This is a genomic window from Bowmanella dokdonensis (assembly GCF_017254865.1).
GTDB lineage: Bacteria > Pseudomonadota > Gammaproteobacteria > Enterobacterales > Alteromonadaceae > Bowmanella > Bowmanella dokdonensis.
In genome coordinates this window covers 116,054-132,584 of the sequence record NZ_JAFKCV010000006.1, presented here as the reverse complement: position 1 = coordinate 132,584, position 16,531 = coordinate 116,054, and the positions used below count along the sequence as shown (strand labels likewise).

The 16,531-nt window shown below is 56.2% G+C and carries 15 protein-coding genes; 10 read left to right on the top strand and 5 right to left on the bottom strand.

Annotation, left to right across the window (positions count from 1 at the left end):
- Positions 1-56: 56 nt before the first annotated feature.
- Entirely contained in the window at positions 57-278 is a 222-nt protein-coding gene (locus tag J0A66_RS12455; RefSeq protein WP_241264171.1) for a hypothetical protein, read from the bottom strand.
- A gap of 204 nt (positions 279-482) precedes the next feature.
- Between J0A66_RS12455 and J0A66_RS12450 the strand changes: the two genes are divergently transcribed.
- Positions 483-773 carry a YebG family protein gene (locus J0A66_RS12450; RefSeq protein ID WP_206574147.1) on the top strand — a complete coding sequence of 97 codons (291 nt, stop codon included), beginning with the start codon at positions 483-485 and terminating at the stop codon, positions 771-773.
- A gap of 46 nt (positions 774-819) precedes the next feature.
- Here J0A66_RS12450 and J0A66_RS12445 read toward each other — a convergent pair whose 3' ends face one another.
- Entirely contained in the window at positions 820-1,791 is a 972-nt protein-coding gene (locus J0A66_RS12445) for a class 1 fructose-bisphosphatase (protein WP_206574146.1), read from the bottom strand.
- Positions 1,792-2,015: 224 nt separating this feature from the next.
- Between J0A66_RS12445 and mpl the strand changes: the two genes are divergently transcribed.
- Entirely contained in the window at positions 2,016-3,374 is a 1,359-nt protein-coding gene (gene mpl / locus J0A66_RS12440) for a UDP-N-acetylmuramate:L-alanyl-gamma-D-glutamyl-meso-diaminopimelate ligase (RefSeq protein WP_206574145.1), read from the top strand.
- Positions 3,364-3,987: a flavin prenyltransferase UbiX gene (locus J0A66_RS12435; protein WP_206574144.1), complete on the top strand. Its 624-nt coding sequence runs from the start codon at positions 3,364-3,366 to the stop codon at positions 3,985-3,987. Before mpl ends, J0A66_RS12435 begins: the two co-directional genes overlap by 11 nt.
- A 6-nt stretch (positions 3,988-3,993) precedes the next feature.
- On the opposite strand, the gene gabT is transcribed toward J0A66_RS12435, so the two are convergent.
- Together gabT and J0A66_RS12425 are read right to left on the bottom strand one after the other, a co-directional pair.
- Positions 3,994-5,310, bottom strand: coding sequence for a 4-aminobutyrate--2-oxoglutarate transaminase (gene gabT, locus J0A66_RS12430; protein WP_338143887.1), 1,317 nt, complete (start codon positions 5,308-5,310; stop codon positions 3,994-3,996).
- A gap of 1 nt (position 5,311) precedes the next feature.
- Positions 5,312-6,763 carry an NAD-dependent succinate-semialdehyde dehydrogenase gene (locus J0A66_RS12425; protein WP_206574142.1) on the bottom strand — a complete coding sequence of 484 codons (1,452 nt, stop codon included), beginning with the start codon at positions 6,761-6,763 and terminating at the stop codon, positions 5,312-5,314.
- Between the two features lie 166 nt (positions 6,764-6,929).
- Here J0A66_RS12425 and J0A66_RS12420 point away from each other — a divergent pair, with 166 nt between their 5' ends.
- From J0A66_RS12420 to J0A66_RS23710, 7 genes are all read left to right on the top strand, one after another.
- The gene (locus J0A66_RS12420) at positions 6,930-7,829 is read left to right on the top strand and encodes a ribokinase (RefSeq protein ID WP_206574141.1); all 900 of its coding nucleotides are present in this window, start codon (positions 6,930-6,932) and stop codon (positions 7,827-7,829) included.
- Between the two features lie 27 nt (positions 7,830-7,856).
- Complete coding sequence (locus J0A66_RS12415; RefSeq protein WP_206574140.1) at positions 7,857-8,813, top strand: nucleoside hydrolase; 957 nt, start codon at positions 7,857-7,859, stop codon at positions 8,811-8,813.
- 26 nt (positions 8,814-8,839) lie between these two features.
- Positions 8,840-9,643, top strand: coding sequence for an RNA polymerase sigma factor (locus J0A66_RS12410; RefSeq protein ID WP_206574139.1), 804 nt, complete (start codon positions 8,840-8,842; stop codon positions 9,641-9,643).
- A 10-nt stretch (positions 9,644-9,653) separates the two neighbouring features.
- Positions 9,654-10,292: a hypothetical protein gene (locus J0A66_RS12405; RefSeq protein ID WP_206574138.1), complete on the top strand. Its 639-nt coding sequence runs from the start codon at positions 9,654-9,656 to the stop codon at positions 10,290-10,292.
- 52 nt (positions 10,293-10,344) lie between these two features.
- The gene (locus tag J0A66_RS12400; protein WP_206574137.1) at positions 10,345-11,802 is read left to right on the top strand and encodes a peroxidase family protein; all 1,458 of its coding nucleotides are present in this window, start codon (positions 10,345-10,347) and stop codon (positions 11,800-11,802) included.
- Positions 11,803-11,858: 56 nt separating this feature from the next.
- Complete coding sequence (locus J0A66_RS12395) at positions 11,859-12,227, top strand: hypothetical protein (protein WP_206574136.1); 369 nt, start codon at positions 11,859-11,861, stop codon at positions 12,225-12,227.
- 179 nt (positions 12,228-12,406) lie between these two features.
- Positions 12,407-15,466 carry a CHAT domain-containing protein gene (locus J0A66_RS23710; RefSeq protein ID WP_206574135.1) on the top strand — a complete coding sequence of 1,020 codons (3,060 nt, stop codon included), beginning with the start codon at positions 12,407-12,409 and terminating at the stop codon, positions 15,464-15,466.
- On the opposite strand, the gene J0A66_RS12385 is transcribed toward J0A66_RS23710, so the two are convergent.
- A complete protein-coding gene (locus tag J0A66_RS12385; protein WP_206574134.1) occupies positions 15,368-16,261 on the bottom strand; it encodes a patatin-like phospholipase family protein in 894 nt (297 codons plus the stop codon). The two genes, J0A66_RS23710 and J0A66_RS12385, sit on opposite strands and share 99 nt — an antisense overlap.
- Positions 16,262-16,531: the final 270 nt, after the last annotated feature.

The following is a 16,531-nucleotide window of genomic DNA, read 5'->3' as shown; positions in this document are numbered from 1 at the left end:
GCAACAATAAAAAAGGCGCCGCGGCGCCTTTACTTTTTGCAGTCTCGTTCCGACTGTCAGGGTTTAGCCGGGGCGTCTTGCAACAGCTTGACGATCTGGGGCTTATCGTTCAGTTCGGCCAGCTCGATGAGGTAACTTTTCTGCAGCTCGTCCAGAACCTGGTTGGCCAGCAGCTGTTTGACCCGTTTGGCTTCGCCATTGACGATGGCGGCCTGCAGCCCTTCCATATTGGCGATGGGATTCATCTTTGCATCCTGGGTGGGAGTGAGATTTGCCATGTTTCCTCCTGTATCTGGCGTCAATTCCTTAGTGTCAGGATAGTCGGGCGGCGGCGCCGTTGCCAATCGAGTCGGCAGAACCCCTTAAGAAGATCTCCTAAGTGTAGGGAGCCTGTACGACAGTCCTTTTGTTTTAAAAATAACTGTTTAAATATACAGTATTTGTGTTAGCCTGATCCTACACTTTCAATAAAGGAGGCTGTGATGGCCATCATCGTACGCTATGTGGTAGAGCACAAAGGGGTAGAGAAGCTGGTGACAACCGACAAGAAAGAGGCGGATCAATACGACAAGATGCTGGATGTGGCGGATAACCTGGCCGATTACATCCAGGCCAAGGGCCTGAAGCTGGACGAAGGGATGCTCGAAGAACTGTCGGTGCTGTTGGCGCAGAACAAGGACGTGGTGGCCAAATTGTTCAAAGGCGCGGATGCCAAATCGTTGCTGGAAGAAGAAAAAGCCGAAGTGGTCAGGCTGGAAAAGAAGCAGGCCTGATGTAGGCTGATGGGGAGCCCGGTCATGGGCGGGGCTCCCCTGACTATCAGTCCTTGTAATGGCTGACGCAGACTTCCACTTCCTCGGCTGAGCCCAGAAGCACCGGCACCCGCTGGTGGATATCGGTGGGCATGACTTCCAGAATCCGTCCGCGACCGGTGGAAGCCCCGCCGCCAGCCTGCTCCATGAGAAAGGCCATGGGATTGGCTTCGTACATCAGCCGCAGCTTGCCCGGTTTCTTGGGTTCACGATTGTCCCAGGGGTAGGCGAAGATACCACCGCGGCACAGTACCCGGTGTATGTCCCCCACCATGGCTGCCACCCAGCGCATATTGTAATTCTTGCCCCTCGGGCCCTGGTCACCGGCCAGCAGGTCAGACACATACTTCTGCATACAGGGTTCCCAGTGACGCTGGTTGGAGGTATTGATGGCAAACTCCTGGGTCTCCCTGGGAACCTGTACATTGCCGCGGGTCAGCAGGAAGCCGCCGTGGGTCTTGTCCAGGGTATACAGATGGGTACCCCGTCCGGTGGTCATGGCCAGCATGGTGGAAGGGCCGTACAGCACATAGCCGGCCGCGACCTGCTGGGTGCCGGGCTGTAAAAAGGCGGACGGATCGTCCGGTTCCATCCACTGGGGGGCGTGGAATACCGAGAAGATAGTTCCGATCAGGCTGTTGATATCCGTGTTGGATGAACCGTCCAGGGGGTCGAAACTGATCAGGTATTTCCCTTCCGGGTTACAGCCGATGACACTGTCTTCCTCTTCCGAGGAAATGGCTTTCACATAGCCGGATTCGCTGAGGATATCCTTTAGGATCTGGTTGGAGATCACATCCAGTTTCTTTTGCCGCTCGCCCTGCACGTTATCGCTCAGGGTGGAGCCCAGCACGCCGGCCAGGGCGCCCTGGCTGACCCGAAAGGAGATCTCTTTACAGGCGGCCAGCAGGGTACGGATCAGCAGGATCAGCTCGAGTGGACAGCCGTCTTCCTGTAATTGGGTATTGAGTCGTTTCATCAGACAGACCTTGTGTGTTTTTTATTGGATGTAGGGAACGCCGCCCTCTTGTTGCTGGCGGCTTATCTTGTTCTTATTGTTGTGGTTTTATTGTAACCCGTATCGATTCTTATGTCGCCGCCCGGGAAAGAGCAATGCCCGCGGCCAGCCTGAAGGGGTTTCTGCTACCGGCCCGGCCCGTTTATTGATAGGCTTGCCGGCAAAGCAGTTATCACATTTTCTCTATGCATATTCATATTCTAGGCATCTGCGGCACCTTTATGGGTGGCATTGCCGCCCTGGCCAAGGCCATGGGCCATCGGGTCACGGGTTCAGACACTAATGTCTACCCGCCTATGAGCACCCAGCTTGAACAGCTTGGCATCACCCTGACCCAGGGCTTTGACCCCTCGCAACTGGAGCCGGCGCCTGACCTGGTGGTGATCGGCAATGCCCTGAGCCGGGGTAACCCGGCGGTGGAAGCCGTGCTGGACAGAAACCTGCCTTATACCAGCGGTCCGCAATGGTTGCTGGAAAATCTGCTTAAGGACAGATGGGTACTGGCAGTGGCCGGTACCCATGGCAAGACCACCACCTCCAGTATGCTGGCCTGGGTGCTGGAGTATGCCGGCCTCAATCCGGGCTTTCTGATTGGCGGTATTCCGGAAAATTTCGGCATTTCGGCCCGTCTGGGTGAAGCGCCGTTTTTCGTTATTGAGGCGGATGAGTACGACAGCGCCTTTTTCGACAAGCGCTCCAAGTTTGTCCACTACCGTCCCCGCACCCTGGTGCTGAATAACCTGGAATTCGACCATGCGGATATCTTCGAGGATCTGGCCGCCATCCAGAAGCAGTTCCATCATCTGTTGCGTATGATGCCGGGGACTGGACTGGTGCTGTCGCCGGCTGACGATGCCAATCTGGAGCGGACCCTAGAAATGGGTTGCTGGACGCCGGTGGAAAAGACCGCCCGGGACTGGCAAATAGTCAATGTCAGCGCGGATGGCCGACAGTTCGATATACTGTTCCAGAATGCACTGCAGGGGCGGGTGGAATGGTCGCTGATGGGCGGGCACAATCGTAACAATGGCCTGATGGCCATTGCCGCAGCCCGTCATGCAGGGGTGCCGACCAGCGTGGCCATTGAGGCCCTGAATCAGTTTAGAAACGTTAAACGACGGATGGAAACCCGGGCCCGGGTGGCCGGCATTACCCTGTATGACGATTTTGCCCACCATCCCACGGCCATTGCCACCACCATTGCCGGCCTGCGGGCCAGGGTGGGTGACGAGCGTATCCTGGCGGTACTGGAGCCCAGATCCAATACCATGAAGATGGGCGTACATAAGGACAGTCTGGCTGCGTCCTGGCAGGGGGCCGACGCGGCCTTTGTGTTGGAGCCGGCGGGGCTGGGCTGGTCCATGCAGGCACTGGTGGACAAAAGCCAGACCCCCACCTGGCTCACCAGCGAACTGGACAGGCTGATTGAGCGTCTGGTTGAGCAGGCGAAACCCGGCGATCATATACTGATGATGAGCAACGGCGGCTTCGGCGGTATTCACCAGAAACTGCAACAGGCATTGGAAGATAAATATGGCGTATGACAAGCAACTGACCCTGGCCATCACCGGCGCATCCGGCGCGCCCTATGCTTTGCGGCTGTTGGAGGTGCTGGTGCAGGCCAACTGTCAGGTGTATGTGCTGATTTCCTCCGCTGCCCGGGTGGTATTGGCCACGGAGGAAAACCTGCAGATCCCTGCCAGTCCGGCTGCAGCCACCGCCTGGTTAAGGGACAGATATTCCGCCGGCGAGGAGCAGATCAAGGTCTTCGGCAAGGACGAGTGGTTTTCGCCGGTGGCTTCCGGCTCTGCCGCGCCCAAACAGATGGTCGTATGCCCCTGTTCCACGGGGACCTTATCGGCTGTCGCCGTGGGGGCCAGCGACAACCTGATCGAGCGGGCCGCCGATGTCGTGTTGAAGGAGAAGGGTCAGTTGATCCTGGTGCCCAGGGAGATGCCCCTGTCCAGTATTCATCTGGAGAACATGCTCAAGCTCTCCAACCTGGGCGCGACCATTATGCCGGCCAGCCCGGGTTTTTATCACAATCCCAGTTCAATTCAGGATTTGGTGGATTTCGTGGTGGCCAGAATCCTCGACCATATCGGACTGGATCAGTCCCTGATAGCCCGTTGGGGCTATCAGGGACCGAAAGACTGACCCTACTTACTGGTTGGCGGCCGCCGGGGCTGCAGACAGCAATTGATCGAACAGACCCGACAGTTTGCCCAGCGCCTCATCCAGTACTGACTCCTCTATGGTCAGGGCCGGCAGCAGGCGAATCACGTTGCCGTAGAAGCCACAGGACAACAGGATCAGGCCGCTTTGTGCCGCATGGGCGATGATGGCCTGGGTCAGGGCTGTATTGGGCTTATCCGGGTTGCCTTCCTCCAGCAGCTCGAGGGCGATCATGGCCCCTTTGATCCTGATCTCACCGATAATCTGCGGATACCTGGCTTTCAGGGCTGACAGAGCGGTGGCCACCTTTTCACCCACAAAGAGGGCGCGGTTGCACAGATCCTCTTCCTCAATCACTTCCAGTACCGCCAGCGCCGCCGCACAGCCCACCGGCGAACCGCCGTAGGTCCCGCCCAGGCCGCCAGGCAGGGGCGCATCCATAATCTCGGCTTTGCCCACCACGGCAGCTAAGGGAAAGCCACCGGCAATCCCCTTGGCCACTGTCATGAGGTCCGCCTCGACCCCGGCATATTCGCTGCAGAACATTCTGCCGGTGCGGCCAAAGCCGGTCTGGATCTCATCGAGGATCAACACAATACCCTGCTGGTCGCACAGCTCTCGCAGTGCCTGCAGTAATTCAGTCGGTGCCTGGTAGAAGCCGCCTTCGCCCTGAATGGGCTCAAGTATAATGGCCGCCACATCCTGGGGGGCAATGTCCACCTTGAACAGGTTGGCCAGGGCCTTGACAGAGTCCTGCACCGAGACGCCGTGCAGTTCGGAAGGAAAGGGTACATGGTAGATATCGGCCGGAAACGGGCCGAACTGATATTTGTAGGGGGTGATCTTGCCGGTCAGGGCCATGGCCAGATTGGTCCGGCCATGGAATCCGCCGTTGAAAGCCACCACCCCGCGACGCCCCGTATGGGCTCGGGCTATCTTGATGGCATTCTCCACAGCCTCGGCGCCGGTGCTGACGAATATGCTTTTCTTCTGCGACTCTCCCGGCACCAGTTTATTGAGCCGTTCTGCCAGTTCAACGGCAGACCGATAGGGATTGACCATCACACAGGTATGGGAAAACTTCTCCACCTGTTCCCTGACTGCCGCCACGACTTTGGGATGGGCATGGCCGGTATTGCACACGGCAATGCCGGTGCCCATGTCGATATACCTGTTGCCGTCCTCGTCCCAGAGTTCGGCATTCTTGGCATGGGCCACATACACGGGATACACATTGCCTTGTCCGCGGGCAATGGCCTGTTGCTTGCGGGCCTGTAACTCGACGTTACGACTCTGTTCAGTCACCTTAAATGCCTCCCATACACAGATATTTGATTTCCAGATAGTCATCCAAGCCGTATTTTGAACCCTCGCGACCGTACCCGGATTGCTTGACGCCGCCAAAGGGGGCGGCGGGATTGGATATCCCCCCTTCATTGATGCCCACCATGCCGTATTCGAGTCCTTCGCTGACCCGCCAAATGCGGCTTATATCTCGGGCATAGAAGTACGCCGCCAGACCCACATCGGTGTCGTTGGCGAGCTGTAACGCCTGCTGTTCGTCTTCGAAGGGGATCAGCGGTACGACGGGGCCGAAGATTTCTTCCCGGGCGAGCGGCATGTCATTGGATACGTCGGTCAGTATGGTCGGCTCGAAAAACAGCTCTCCCAGACCGGAAGCCTGGCCGCCACGGCTGACTTTGGCTCCCTGATTGACCGATTTATCGATCAGTTCACGGACTTTGTCCACGGCACTTTTAGAGATCAACGGGCCGATAGTCACGCCCTCTTCAAGGCCATTGCCCAGTTTCAACTGTGCCACCGCCTCAGACAGTTTGTCGCTGAATGCCTGATAGACGCTTTGCTGCACAAAAATGCGATTGGCACAGACACAGGTCTGGCCGGCATTACGGAACTTGGAGGCCATCAGGCCCTTCACCGCAGCATCGAGATCGGCATCGTCAAAGACGATAAAGGGCGCGTTGCCGCCCAACTCCATGGTGACTTTTTTTACAGTCCCCGCGCACTGGGCGATCAGTTGTTTACCCACTGCTGTTGAACCTGTGAAGGTGAACTTGCGCACCAGTTCATGTTCGGTCAGTACCTTACCGATGGATTTGGAATCTTTCCCCGTCACCACGTTCAGGACGCCGTCAGGGATCCCTGCCCGCCTGGCCAGCTCAGCCATCGCCAGCGCCGATAAAGGCGTCTCGGCTGCCGGCTTGACCACAAAGGTGCAGCCGGCCGCCAGGGCCGCGGCTGCCTTGCGTGCGATCATGGCGTTGGGAAAGTTCCAGGGGGTCACCGCCGTCACCACGCCCACCGGTTGTTTGATCACCAGGATGCGTTTGTCGTTTGACGGTGCTGGAATGGTATCGCCGTACACCCGCTTGGCTTCTTCGGCAAACCACTCCATGTAGGTTGCCCCGTAGGCGATCTCTCCCTTGGCTTCGGCCAGGGGTTTACCCTGTTCGAGGGTCAGCAGCCGGCCCAGGTCGTCCTGATGCTGCATCATCAGCTCAAACCATTTTCGCATCAGGCCGGCCCGCTCTACCGCAGGTTTACCCGCCCAGTCCCTGAACGCCTGGTGCGCCGCCTGCACGGCCTGCTCAGCCCCGTCAGCGCCGACATCAGCCACCAGTACCAGGGTCTCGCCGTTAGCCGGGTTGGTCACGGCAAATTTCTGGTCGCTGGATTGCCATTGGCCATTGATAAAGGCGTCGGTCCTGACCAACGCGTCGTCATTCAGTCCTAACATAGAGACTCCTTGAGAGAATAATCTGTCCTGCATTGAACAACATAGTCAGTCAGGATCAGATAGCAAAGGGTTAATCTTTGCGTTAACAGGCCTTAACCCAATACGACACTTATAATTGACGGAATTCACTGGTAAATTGTCGTTTCATGACCATCAGAGCATTAAGATGAAGATATACAACCTGGGGTCCATCAACTGGGACCATTGTTATCGACTCACACATTTTGTCCGACCGGGTGAAACCCTGACCTCCAGCGCCTATCAGCGCAACCTGGGGGGGAAGGGCGCCAACCAGTCTGCCGCAGCGGCCCGGGCTGGCGCCACAGTCAGACATATCGGTGCCATTGGCCTGGGAGATAGCAGCATTCTCAGCCTGATGAAGGAGATTGGTATAGATACAGGCGGCATTAACGAGCTTGCCGTCGATGCCACCGGCCACGCCATTATCCAGATCAATCAGGATGGCGAAAATGCCATCATCCTGCACCCCGGGACCAACCGCGCCCTGAGCGCAGACTGGATCGACAGGCAACTGGCCACTGCCGTCAGCGGCGACTGGCTGCTGATGCAGAACGAAACCAACCTTATCCGGGAAACGGCCGCACTGGCCCGCAAACGGGGCCTGAAGGTGGCCTTTAATCCGGCGCCCATGGATAAAGATCTGACCCTGGCCCTGCTGGAAAAGCTGGACCTGCTGATCGTCAATGAGGTGGAGCTGCAGGATCTGACCGGTACAGACGAGCTGGAAACGGCCCTTGTCCAGATTCGCCAACAGGCGCCTGAGCTGGCCGTACTGGTGACTCTGGGAGCCAAAGGCGCCTGCTACCAGGACCCTCAACAACGTGAACAGGTTTCAGCCTGTCCCGTACAGGCAGTGGATACCACGGCTGCGGGTGATACCTTTATCGGTTTTTTCCTTGCCAGCCGGGTCCAGGGCGCGGCCATCAGCGATTCACTGAAGCTGGCCGGTGCTGCCGCAGCACTATGTGTCAGCCGGCCCGGCGCCATCCCCGCCATTCCCACCCGCCAGGAAGCCGAGCAGTTTCTGCTTGGTCAGGCCGGTTAAAAGACAGCATTTAAACAAGGAACAAGCATGAGCAAAAAGATTATTATCGACACGGATCCCGGCGTAGATGACGCCCTGGCCATTGCCCTGGCAATGAACTCTCCGGAGCTGGACGTTATCGGACTGACAACTATCTTCGGTAATGTGTCGGTTAAGCAGGCCACCCATAACGCACTGATCCTGGCGGATATGGCCAGCTACCCTATTCCGGTTTATCAGGGCGAGTCTGTGCCCATGGTCAGAACGCCCGCCCCCTACGCTGATTTCGTGCATGGGGATGACGGTTTCGGCAATATAGACTGGCCGGCCTCCGACAAGCAGGCCCAGTCCCAGTCGGCGGTGGACTTTATTATTGAGCAGATTCGCCAGCACCCGGGCGAGATTACCCTGGTGCCCCTGGGCCCCCTCACCAATATTGCCCGGGCACTGGAGAAGGCTCCCGATATAGCCGGCAAAGTGGCCGAAGTCGTGCTGATGGGCGGTGCCGTCTATACCAATGGCAACGTGTCGCCGGTGGCGGAAGCCAATATCATGGGTGACCCTCATGCGGCCGATATGGTGATGACCGCCAACTGGCCGGTGGTGATGGTCGGCCTGGATGTGACCAGCAAGGTGATCCTCAAACCGGATCTGATGGAGCGGGTCGCCAAAGCCAATCCTGCACAGGGTGAGTTGCTGCAAAAAGCCTGCAATTTCTACATGGATTTTTATCAGCCCATTCTGGGGGAGCGCGGTTGCATGCTGCATGACCCAACCAATATTGCGTACCTGCTGGATCCTTCCTTGTTGGGCATGGCCGAGGGCCGGCTGCGTGTGATTACGGAAGGACTGGCTGCCGGCCAGACCACCTTTGCACCAGGTGACAGAAAGTTTCCCTATGCTGGGTGGGACGATCTTCCTGTGCAGAAAATCTGCATCGAGGTGGACGGATCCCGTATGCTCAGATTGGTTGAAGATCGATTGAGTAATCCGGTAAAGGGTTGAACAGAATCAAATGAAAGACGTCTCCCATGGCTGATACTGACGACACCACACTTTCTGCTGAACTGTTGCAGCGCATTGCCACAGGCAGTAAAAGCGCAGAGCAGGAACTGGTGACACGCTATGCCAGGGGCTTGAGGTATATATTGTTGAGACAATGTCAGGATCCTGAGCTGGCCGCCGACCTGGCCCAGGATGCCCTGCTGATCTGCCTGGAAAAGGCCAGGCAGAATCTGATCACTAATCCGCAGGCATTATCCGCCTACATTCGCCAGACCGGTGTGAACCTGCTTAGTGCACATTATCGTAAGGAACGCCGACGCAGAACTGAGGCCTCGGAGGTCGTGTTCGAGGCACCGGATACCGGTCCGGAAATCCTGATTCAGTTGCACGGTGAGCGTGCGTTAATTCTGGTCACGACCCTGATGAATGAATTGTCCGTAAAGCGGGATCGGGAATTACTCAAAGGGTATTTCCTGCAAAATCAATCCAAGACAGAGCTGTGCCGGAGACTTGCGCTGAGTCCTGACAATTTTGATCGGGTATTGTCCCGGGCCCGCCAACGGCTAAGGCAACTGGTGGTGCAAGCCTTGGCGGAGCAAGATCCGCTTGATTCAGGCAAAGAGCTGCAGAGCCTGCTGCTGATGGCGTTGTTGCTTAGTCCCCTGTTGACCCCTGAATTAAATAATCTGCATAAATTTTCGACTCAGGTGCGAGAAAGCACTTCAACCCGGCACTTTGTCACTGACACACCCTTTTACGGGGCCGTCAGTCAGGTGGCGACAAGCGCAGAGGAAGCAGACGCCAATGCCACGTCACAAGGGAAAGAGTGAGGAGAGAAATATGCAGACAATGGACTTTGCCAACCAGGAAACCATCAATCAGTATCTGCGTGGAGAGCTGTCTGAGCAGGACGCCGCGCGGTTTGAAGCCTGGGTTATGGATAAACCACAGGTGATTGAAACCTTGGCTCTGGATCAACTGATGATGGAAGGTTTAAGGCAAAAGCAGCCCAGACTTTCGCTAATCAGGAGAGGCATGCAGCATTGGTTTAAAACGCCGACCCGCGCCAGCCTGGTCACCCTGGCGGCTTGCAGCCTGGTATTTGGATTCTCCTGGCAATTTGTGCTGGCCCCGACGCCCCCTCAGGGACTGGCCAATGTGCAGATCATTTACATTGAGCCCACACGCGGCGAGGAGCCGGATCTGATCCTGGTGGACATGAGCGAAGCCCAGCAGCAACTGGTGTTGTCCATCCAACCCCGGGAGTATAAGAGCGATGAATTCGAGGTGGTATTTCGTTCCATTGAACAGATTGGCAAGGAAGTGTCGTTCCCGCCGGCCAGGATTCGCGATGGTGAACTGACACTTTCCATCCCCACTGCGACACTGACCAACGGCGATTACCTGCTGGGTATCAGACCGCTGGACGGGCAGGGCGAGTGGCAGAGATATACTGTCAGGATCGCAGATAAGGGATAATCCCTGTCTGCGTAGCCTGACCCAAGTTTACAACCAGCAGAAAGGGAAAATGATGGAATCAAAACATGGTCAGGCACTTCACGGCAGTTTCTATTCCCTGTTCGGGCTACCGGCGACCCGTTACCAGAAGGCCGCACTGATTGCCCTGGGACGGGCCATGAAGGAGGCTTCCCCCGCCGGCCGGGAACAAAAAGTCGAGGCCGGTTATGTGTATTTCGGCCAGTTTCTCGATCATGACATTACCCGCCTGAGACGGGGCGTGGAGCCTGCCGGTGACAAACAGGTGCCGCTGGATCAACTGGTGCAGATGCGCACCCCTGCCATGGATATGGATGCCCTGTATGGATTGGGCTTCGATGATGCCGAAATCCCCCTGGATCGCAATACCGGTGAGATGATGCTCGGCTATTGCATGGACAGTGATGGACGGCTGATTCCAGGCCTGGATCTGCCGAGGGAAGAGGCCAGCAAAAGGCCGTTGATAGGCGATGACAGGAATGACGAGAACCTGATTGTAGCCCAGCTTCACCTGCAGTTTCTCAAGCTGCACAACCGTCTGATCGGTCATTACCGGGAGGCGTTCCCCTGCAAAAAAGCCCGTGCCTGGTATCAGATGGCCAGACATGCCCTGACCCTGTGTTATCAGGAAGCCGTGTTATACGATTTTTTACCCACCCTGACCGATGCCAGGGTTCTGCAGGCCGTCATGCTGGATAAGAGTCACGGTCTCTTGTATCCCGTGGCTGCCGAGGAGCCCCGTATTCCAGTGGAGTTTTCCGTCGCCGCCTACAGGTTCGGCCATTCCATGGTGCGTTTCCGTTACACTATCAATGACAAGCGTGACAAGGCCACCAGCCTGCAGGAAATGTTGCAGATGACCGGCAAGGGCGGCTTTGGCGGCCGCCCCTACCTGCCCGCCGAATTCCTGGTGGACTGGTCGCTGTTCTTCAAGCAGGCGGACAAACCGCTGCCCCGCTTCTTCAATTTTGCCCTGGCCATGGATCCATCGGTGGATATCCGCCTGTCGGAGGAGGATGACGACCAGATCAACCTGGCCGTGCTTAACCTGTTACGCAGCAATGAGGTGGGTCTCCCTCATGGACAGGCTGTGGTCCGTCACCTGTTGCAGAATCACGCTCCTTTGGCTGAACAGATCGGTTTACGCGAACTGACCCCGGATGAATTGAATCCGGCCATCCTGCGTGACGACCACGGTAACCATATCGGCCTGCTGGACGAGGTGGGCAGGCACTTTCCCCACCACGGATTCGGCCATAAAACACCGCTATGGTACTACCTGCTGGCAGAGGCCGACGTCATAGGAAAAGGCGTAAGACTGGGTCCGCTGGGCAGTTTGATTGTGGTGGAAGTATTCCACGCCCTCGCCATCCAGAGCCGTCCTTCGGTGCTGTTCGACTCTGTTCCAGAGGACTTTCCGTTTCTGCCCAGAAGCGGCAGGTTCTTTAACCGCCCGACCTACCGGATTGCCGATTTATTGAAGCAGGAATGATAAGTAACCAGAAACAAGTGACGAGTGAGATATAACAACAACTGACAGGAGCCATTATGAGCGTCGAAGCAAGACTTGAGGAATTCTGCGGACAGTTTAAGGCCTTCGGGGATTTACCTGATACCAGCGACCCCGGTAAGGAGCCTTATTATCCCGCAAAAGGCACCATTACCAGTATCAGTAAGGTAGAGCATCAGGGGCGCTGGGTAGCTAAGATTGAATCAAGTGACCCGAGCGTTAATTCTGCCTTAGCGGAAGCCTACTATTTCTTGGTGGGTAACCGGCTGGTATCCACACCAATTGAAGTGCAACCGGGACTCTCGTTCACAGAAGTAGTAGAATGGACCTCAACCAGATATCACATGAATCATTATCTGTTATGGTCCGATGGCGAACTGGGCTCCTGGAAGTGTGGTCCGGACTGATAAGTATCCTTTGTGGCCGATTTTCGGCCACTTACTTTCTTCTATTCACATCCACCGCCTTTGCTCTGACTGATTGCCCTCTAGAACTAGAGGGTAAGCCGCTTCTTCAGCAATATCATATCGGAGCTTCTTCCGCTGCCAGACTTTTGGAATGGCAACAGCACGATATGGATTTGCTGGTGCAAATCCATTCCGGCGACACGGCGTTCATCGTCAATCAACCTCTGGGAAGAAGTGGCAGCGAGTATGCCTATCTACCTGCATCCGCGAAAGGAGCTCTGGCCTGTTTATACCCCTATTATGCCAATGGTGCTCTGGGTTCCTGGGAATTTATTGAACATACTTTGATTACTGACGCTCAGATGCAGGATGCCCAGTGGATCTCGGATGCCGGCAAACATTGGAATAGGGACAACGCGCCATCCCGCCTCAGGGCCATTGAACTCTATCAAGGACTGGCCAGAGCCTCTTCAACCTTACCAGGTATACAAGAGATGGCACTCTCCTCGGCCATTCTGGCCAATGTCTTCAGATACAGCTTTTCCGCAGCCAAAGCTCTCCTTGCAGATATATCCCTATCAGAGGACCGGTGGACACCCTACCGCCACTTGCTGCTAGGTGCCCGGGCCAAGATCGAGATGGAGCAGGGCAATCTTGATGCGGCACGCAAGCAGATTCTCAAGGCGATCGAGGCAGCACAGTCCGGCCAGCTACCTCTGGAAATGGCGGAACTATTTACTCTTGCTGGTCTGATTGAGTTGCTGGATTTAAATTTGACCGAAGGGCAAGTATGGTTGGGTAAGGCTGAGAAGCATGCATCAGGAGACAACCGTCTGTTGGCATTGATCAACAGCAATCGCAGTTTTGTGGAGATTCTTCAAAGTCGTGGTTCATCTGAGGCTGAACAGAACAGAGCTCTTGGCCGTTCGCTTCTCCTGGAAGAAAAAGCCGCAGCTCTGGCGGAACTGGCGCTGGACCGTCGGACGCTGGCGAAGATCCTCAACAATCTCGGCTACGTCAATGAACGGCACCGCGCACTGCGCGCAGCGCTTGACTATTACACCCGGGCACTAGCTATTGTCAGTCAAATGGATGACCCTGAATTCAATCTATTGCTGCTGCGTAATCTTGGTACGGTTAACTTGTCTCTGGGAGATCACAATAAGGCTGCCAGTTTTCTGCTGTCGGCATTAAGGATAACCAATGAGGATAACCGACGGGAAAGCGCCCTGATTCGATGCCGGCTGGCAAAGAACTTTCATAAGCAGCAACGTGTTCTGGAGGCACAGAGCTATTTTCAGGCATGTCTTGATACCGGTGTGCAACTGGATGATGCAGAGCTGATTGTTGCTGCCAGTATTGGTCTTATGCACACGGCGCCCTCCCCACATGACTACCTGCACAAAGCACTGGATCAGCTACCCCGTTTGCGGGATCCCGATCTTACAACCCGTCTATATCTGGCTTTGGCAAGTGATCAGTCCCAACGGGCCGATTGGCAGCAATCTGCAGAAGCTATGCGAGCGGCAGAGGCCGCGGCCCTCACCACCAGAGATCCCACGATCGAAGTGGAAGTTTTGCACCAGGCTATGCAATTGGCTGTCAGGCAAGGTAAGTTATCATTGGCCATTAAAAAGGGCTTTGAAGCTATTTCCCGGATTGAAACCATGCACCAGCATCTGGAAGCCCAGCGGTATGGCCCCGCCTGGAGCAATCTGACCAATCGCATCTATCGTGAACTGGCAGAAGCGCTCTGGCAAGAGGCGGAAAAGCCCGAAGATATCAAGGTGGCCCTGTTGGACTTAAGTGAGCGGATGCGTTCAGTCAGCCTTCGCCAGCATCTGTCGCGGCCGGAGCGTGATCCGCAGGACGATCTGGATCTGGAACAACTTGAGCAGATCAGCCAGTTGGCCAATCAATCCGCAGGTCAACAGCAGCAAGGCCTGCCACTCAGCTACTACCTCATCCAGACGCTGCAGTCCGGCAGATATTTTAAGGATATCCGGCAACCGGCCCCCGATCTCCTGAACGTGCAAGAGATACAGGCCAGTCTTGGCAGCAATCAGCTTATTCTCAACTATCTGGTATTGGATCAAAGACTGATTCTGCTGGCCATCAGTCAGCAAGATATAGATATTCAGGCCATCCCGATGACTGCGGCAACATTGCAGGACAGGGCAGAGCGGTTACGAAAAACGCTGGTGGACGGAAAAGCCCCCGGCAGGAAAGATCTGGCCAGTCTGGCATCTTTGCTGCCCAGGCCGCTTCTGGCCAATGGGCAGTTCGATGAATTGATCTTGATCGCACATCGCAGCCTGCATCAGTTGCCGTTTGCAGCCTTGCCGATAGACGACGCCGGTACAGCGCTTGTCGAGCGATTCAAACTCCGGGGGGCCCCCTCCATCAATACCCTGTTGATGGCCAAGTCAGGGCAAGCCTCCCTGCATGGCAGTGAGTTGGTGATTTTCGCCGACCCCACCTTCAATAGCCCGGGTGGTCAATCCATTCAGGGACAGGAAACGGTTCGTACCTGGGCACAGACACTTCGTCCCCTGGACTATACCGGCATAGAAGCACAGCGGATTGAAAGCCTCTTCCCGGCCGGTCAGGTACTGAGCTTCACCGGTACCCGGGCGAATCGGCGCAACCTGCACCTGGAACAGGTTCGACAGGCCCGGGTGCTGCATTTTGCCACCCATGGTTATTTCAACCCTGACCAGCCCGACAACATGGGCTTGCAACTGGCCGGTGTGGACGAGACCGGACAGCCCATCGCTGGTTTTGTTACCTTACCTGAGTTGTTTGCTTATCCCTTTGCCAACCAACTGGTCGTCATCAACGGCTGTGATACGGCCATGGGCAAGCAGCAGGCTGGCGAGGGGATGGTCGGATTGGTGAGAGGCTTCCTGGCCCAGGGAGCCAGGCAGGTGCTGTCGACTCTGTGGCCGGTGGCTGACCGCGCATCGGCGCAGTTCATGGAGTATTTCTATGCCAGTCTGTTGCAACAAGGCTCAGCCGGGGAGGCGCTCAGAGACGCGCAACTGAAGCTCAGAGCCAATCCCAGATACCGCAACCCATACTACTGGGCGCCCTATGTACTGCACTCTGCCGATCTTGATGACCGCATCGGTTTCACCGCGTCAGGCCAGGCGGCGTTGACTGCGGTGCCAGTGACGGAGGAACTTACGTCCTTCCCGCATGCCGAGGAGGTAGTCGTGCCTGAGTACGTGGGGCGGTGAGCCCAGCACCATACTGTGCAGGTTCTCCGGTGGCGCAATCTCCAGTACCTCCAGATCGTCAGGAGGTTGGCGGATGAATTCGATGGCTTCGGCATAACGTTGCTGGTAATGCAGGTACATTTCATACATTCGGGGGGACTGACGAATCCGCCTCAGCAAAGGTCTGAGCCGCTCAAGAAGCGGGGACTGGCCGTTGAAATGCGCTTCCATGGTGCGGATGACCAGGATCCTGCGCGCACCCTGGGCGTAGGCCCAACGGACCGGCAAGGGATCGGCTACCCCGCCATCGATCAGATGCCGTCCGCCGATTTTCACCCCCGGGCGGTACAGGAAAGGAATGGCGCTGGAGGCCTTCAGGTGCAGAAACAGGTTTTGTTTGTCGGTAGGCAGGTAGATGGGATCCAGGCTGTCCGCATCAGTGGCCACCGCATGAAAGTTGGCATTGGCATCCAGATAGCGTAAATCTGAAGGAAATCTCAGGGAACCGGTTTCCTGTACCTGATCAAAATACCAGTCCAGATCGATAACATTGCCTCCGGTAAAGAACTTGGCCGGCCGGAAAAAGGTTTGGGTGGTGGTCAGTTTCTGGATAGCCTGACTGGCATACTGCCCGGACCTGGTGCAGTAAGCAGCCAGATTCTGGGCTCCGGCCGAGACCCCCACCTTCAGCTCGAACGGCCAGAATTGTTGCTCGATAAAGGCGTCCAGTACGCCTGCGGTAAATATCCCTTTCTGGCCTCCGCCTTCGGCCACGACTGCGAAACTGGGAGGTTTGTTTTCCTGTTTCTGCGACATCTTATTCCCGTTTCTTATTGATTGCCTTCCCATATAAGGGTTAGGGATGATCGGAGAGGAATCAAGGTCCAAGCCGATTAGTTTTTCTATCGGTCGGTATTAGCCAATAATCCGGTCCAGTGACATTGACGCTGCACTGGACTTAGCCCTAGAGTGGTAGCACATTCTTTCGCCAGGTAAAAAAACAATGAAAAAAGCCTTAACCCTCATAAGTTTGCTCGGACTGAGCGGCATTATCGCCGGTCCGGTCAATGGCCAGACAGTGAGCCA

What these genes read in the sequence shown, in the direction of transcription:
- J0A66_RS12455 (WP_241264171.1), bottom strand. Translation starts at nt 278, where the DNA reads ATGGCAAATCTCACTCCCACCCAGGATGCAAAGATGAATCCCATCGCC.
- J0A66_RS12450 (WP_206574147.1), top strand. Translation starts at nt 483, where the DNA reads ATGGCCATCATCGTACGCTATGTGGTAGAGCACAAAGGGGTAGAGAAG.
- J0A66_RS12445 (WP_206574146.1), bottom strand. Translation starts at nt 1,791, where the DNA reads ATGAAACGACTCAATACCCAATTACAGGAAGACGGCTGTCCACTCGAG.
- mpl (WP_206574145.1), top strand. Translation starts at nt 2,016, where the DNA reads ATGCATATTCATATTCTAGGCATCTGCGGCACCTTTATGGGTGGCATT.
- J0A66_RS12435 (WP_206574144.1), top strand. Translation starts at nt 3,364, where the DNA reads ATGGCGTATGACAAGCAACTGACCCTGGCCATCACCGGCGCATCCGGC.
- J0A66_RS12425 (WP_206574142.1), bottom strand. Translation starts at nt 6,763, where the DNA reads ATGTTAGGACTGAATGACGACGCGTTGGTCAGGACCGACGCCTTTATC.
- J0A66_RS12420 (WP_206574141.1), top strand. Translation starts at nt 6,930, where the DNA reads ATGAAGATATACAACCTGGGGTCCATCAACTGGGACCATTGTTATCGA.
- J0A66_RS12415 (WP_206574140.1), top strand. Translation starts at nt 7,857, where the DNA reads ATGAGCAAAAAGATTATTATCGACACGGATCCCGGCGTAGATGACGCC.
- J0A66_RS12410 (WP_206574139.1), top strand. Translation starts at nt 8,840, where the DNA reads ATGGCTGATACTGACGACACCACACTTTCTGCTGAACTGTTGCAGCGC.
- J0A66_RS12405 (WP_206574138.1), top strand. Translation starts at nt 9,654, where the DNA reads ATGCAGACAATGGACTTTGCCAACCAGGAAACCATCAATCAGTATCTG.
- J0A66_RS12400 (WP_206574137.1), top strand. Translation starts at nt 10,345, where the DNA reads ATGGAATCAAAACATGGTCAGGCACTTCACGGCAGTTTCTATTCCCTG.
- J0A66_RS12395 (WP_206574136.1), top strand. Translation starts at nt 11,859, where the DNA reads ATGAGCGTCGAAGCAAGACTTGAGGAATTCTGCGGACAGTTTAAGGCC.
- J0A66_RS12385 (WP_206574134.1), bottom strand. Translation starts at nt 16,261, where the DNA reads ATGTCGCAGAAACAGGAAAACAAACCTCCCAGTTTCGCAGTCGTGGCC.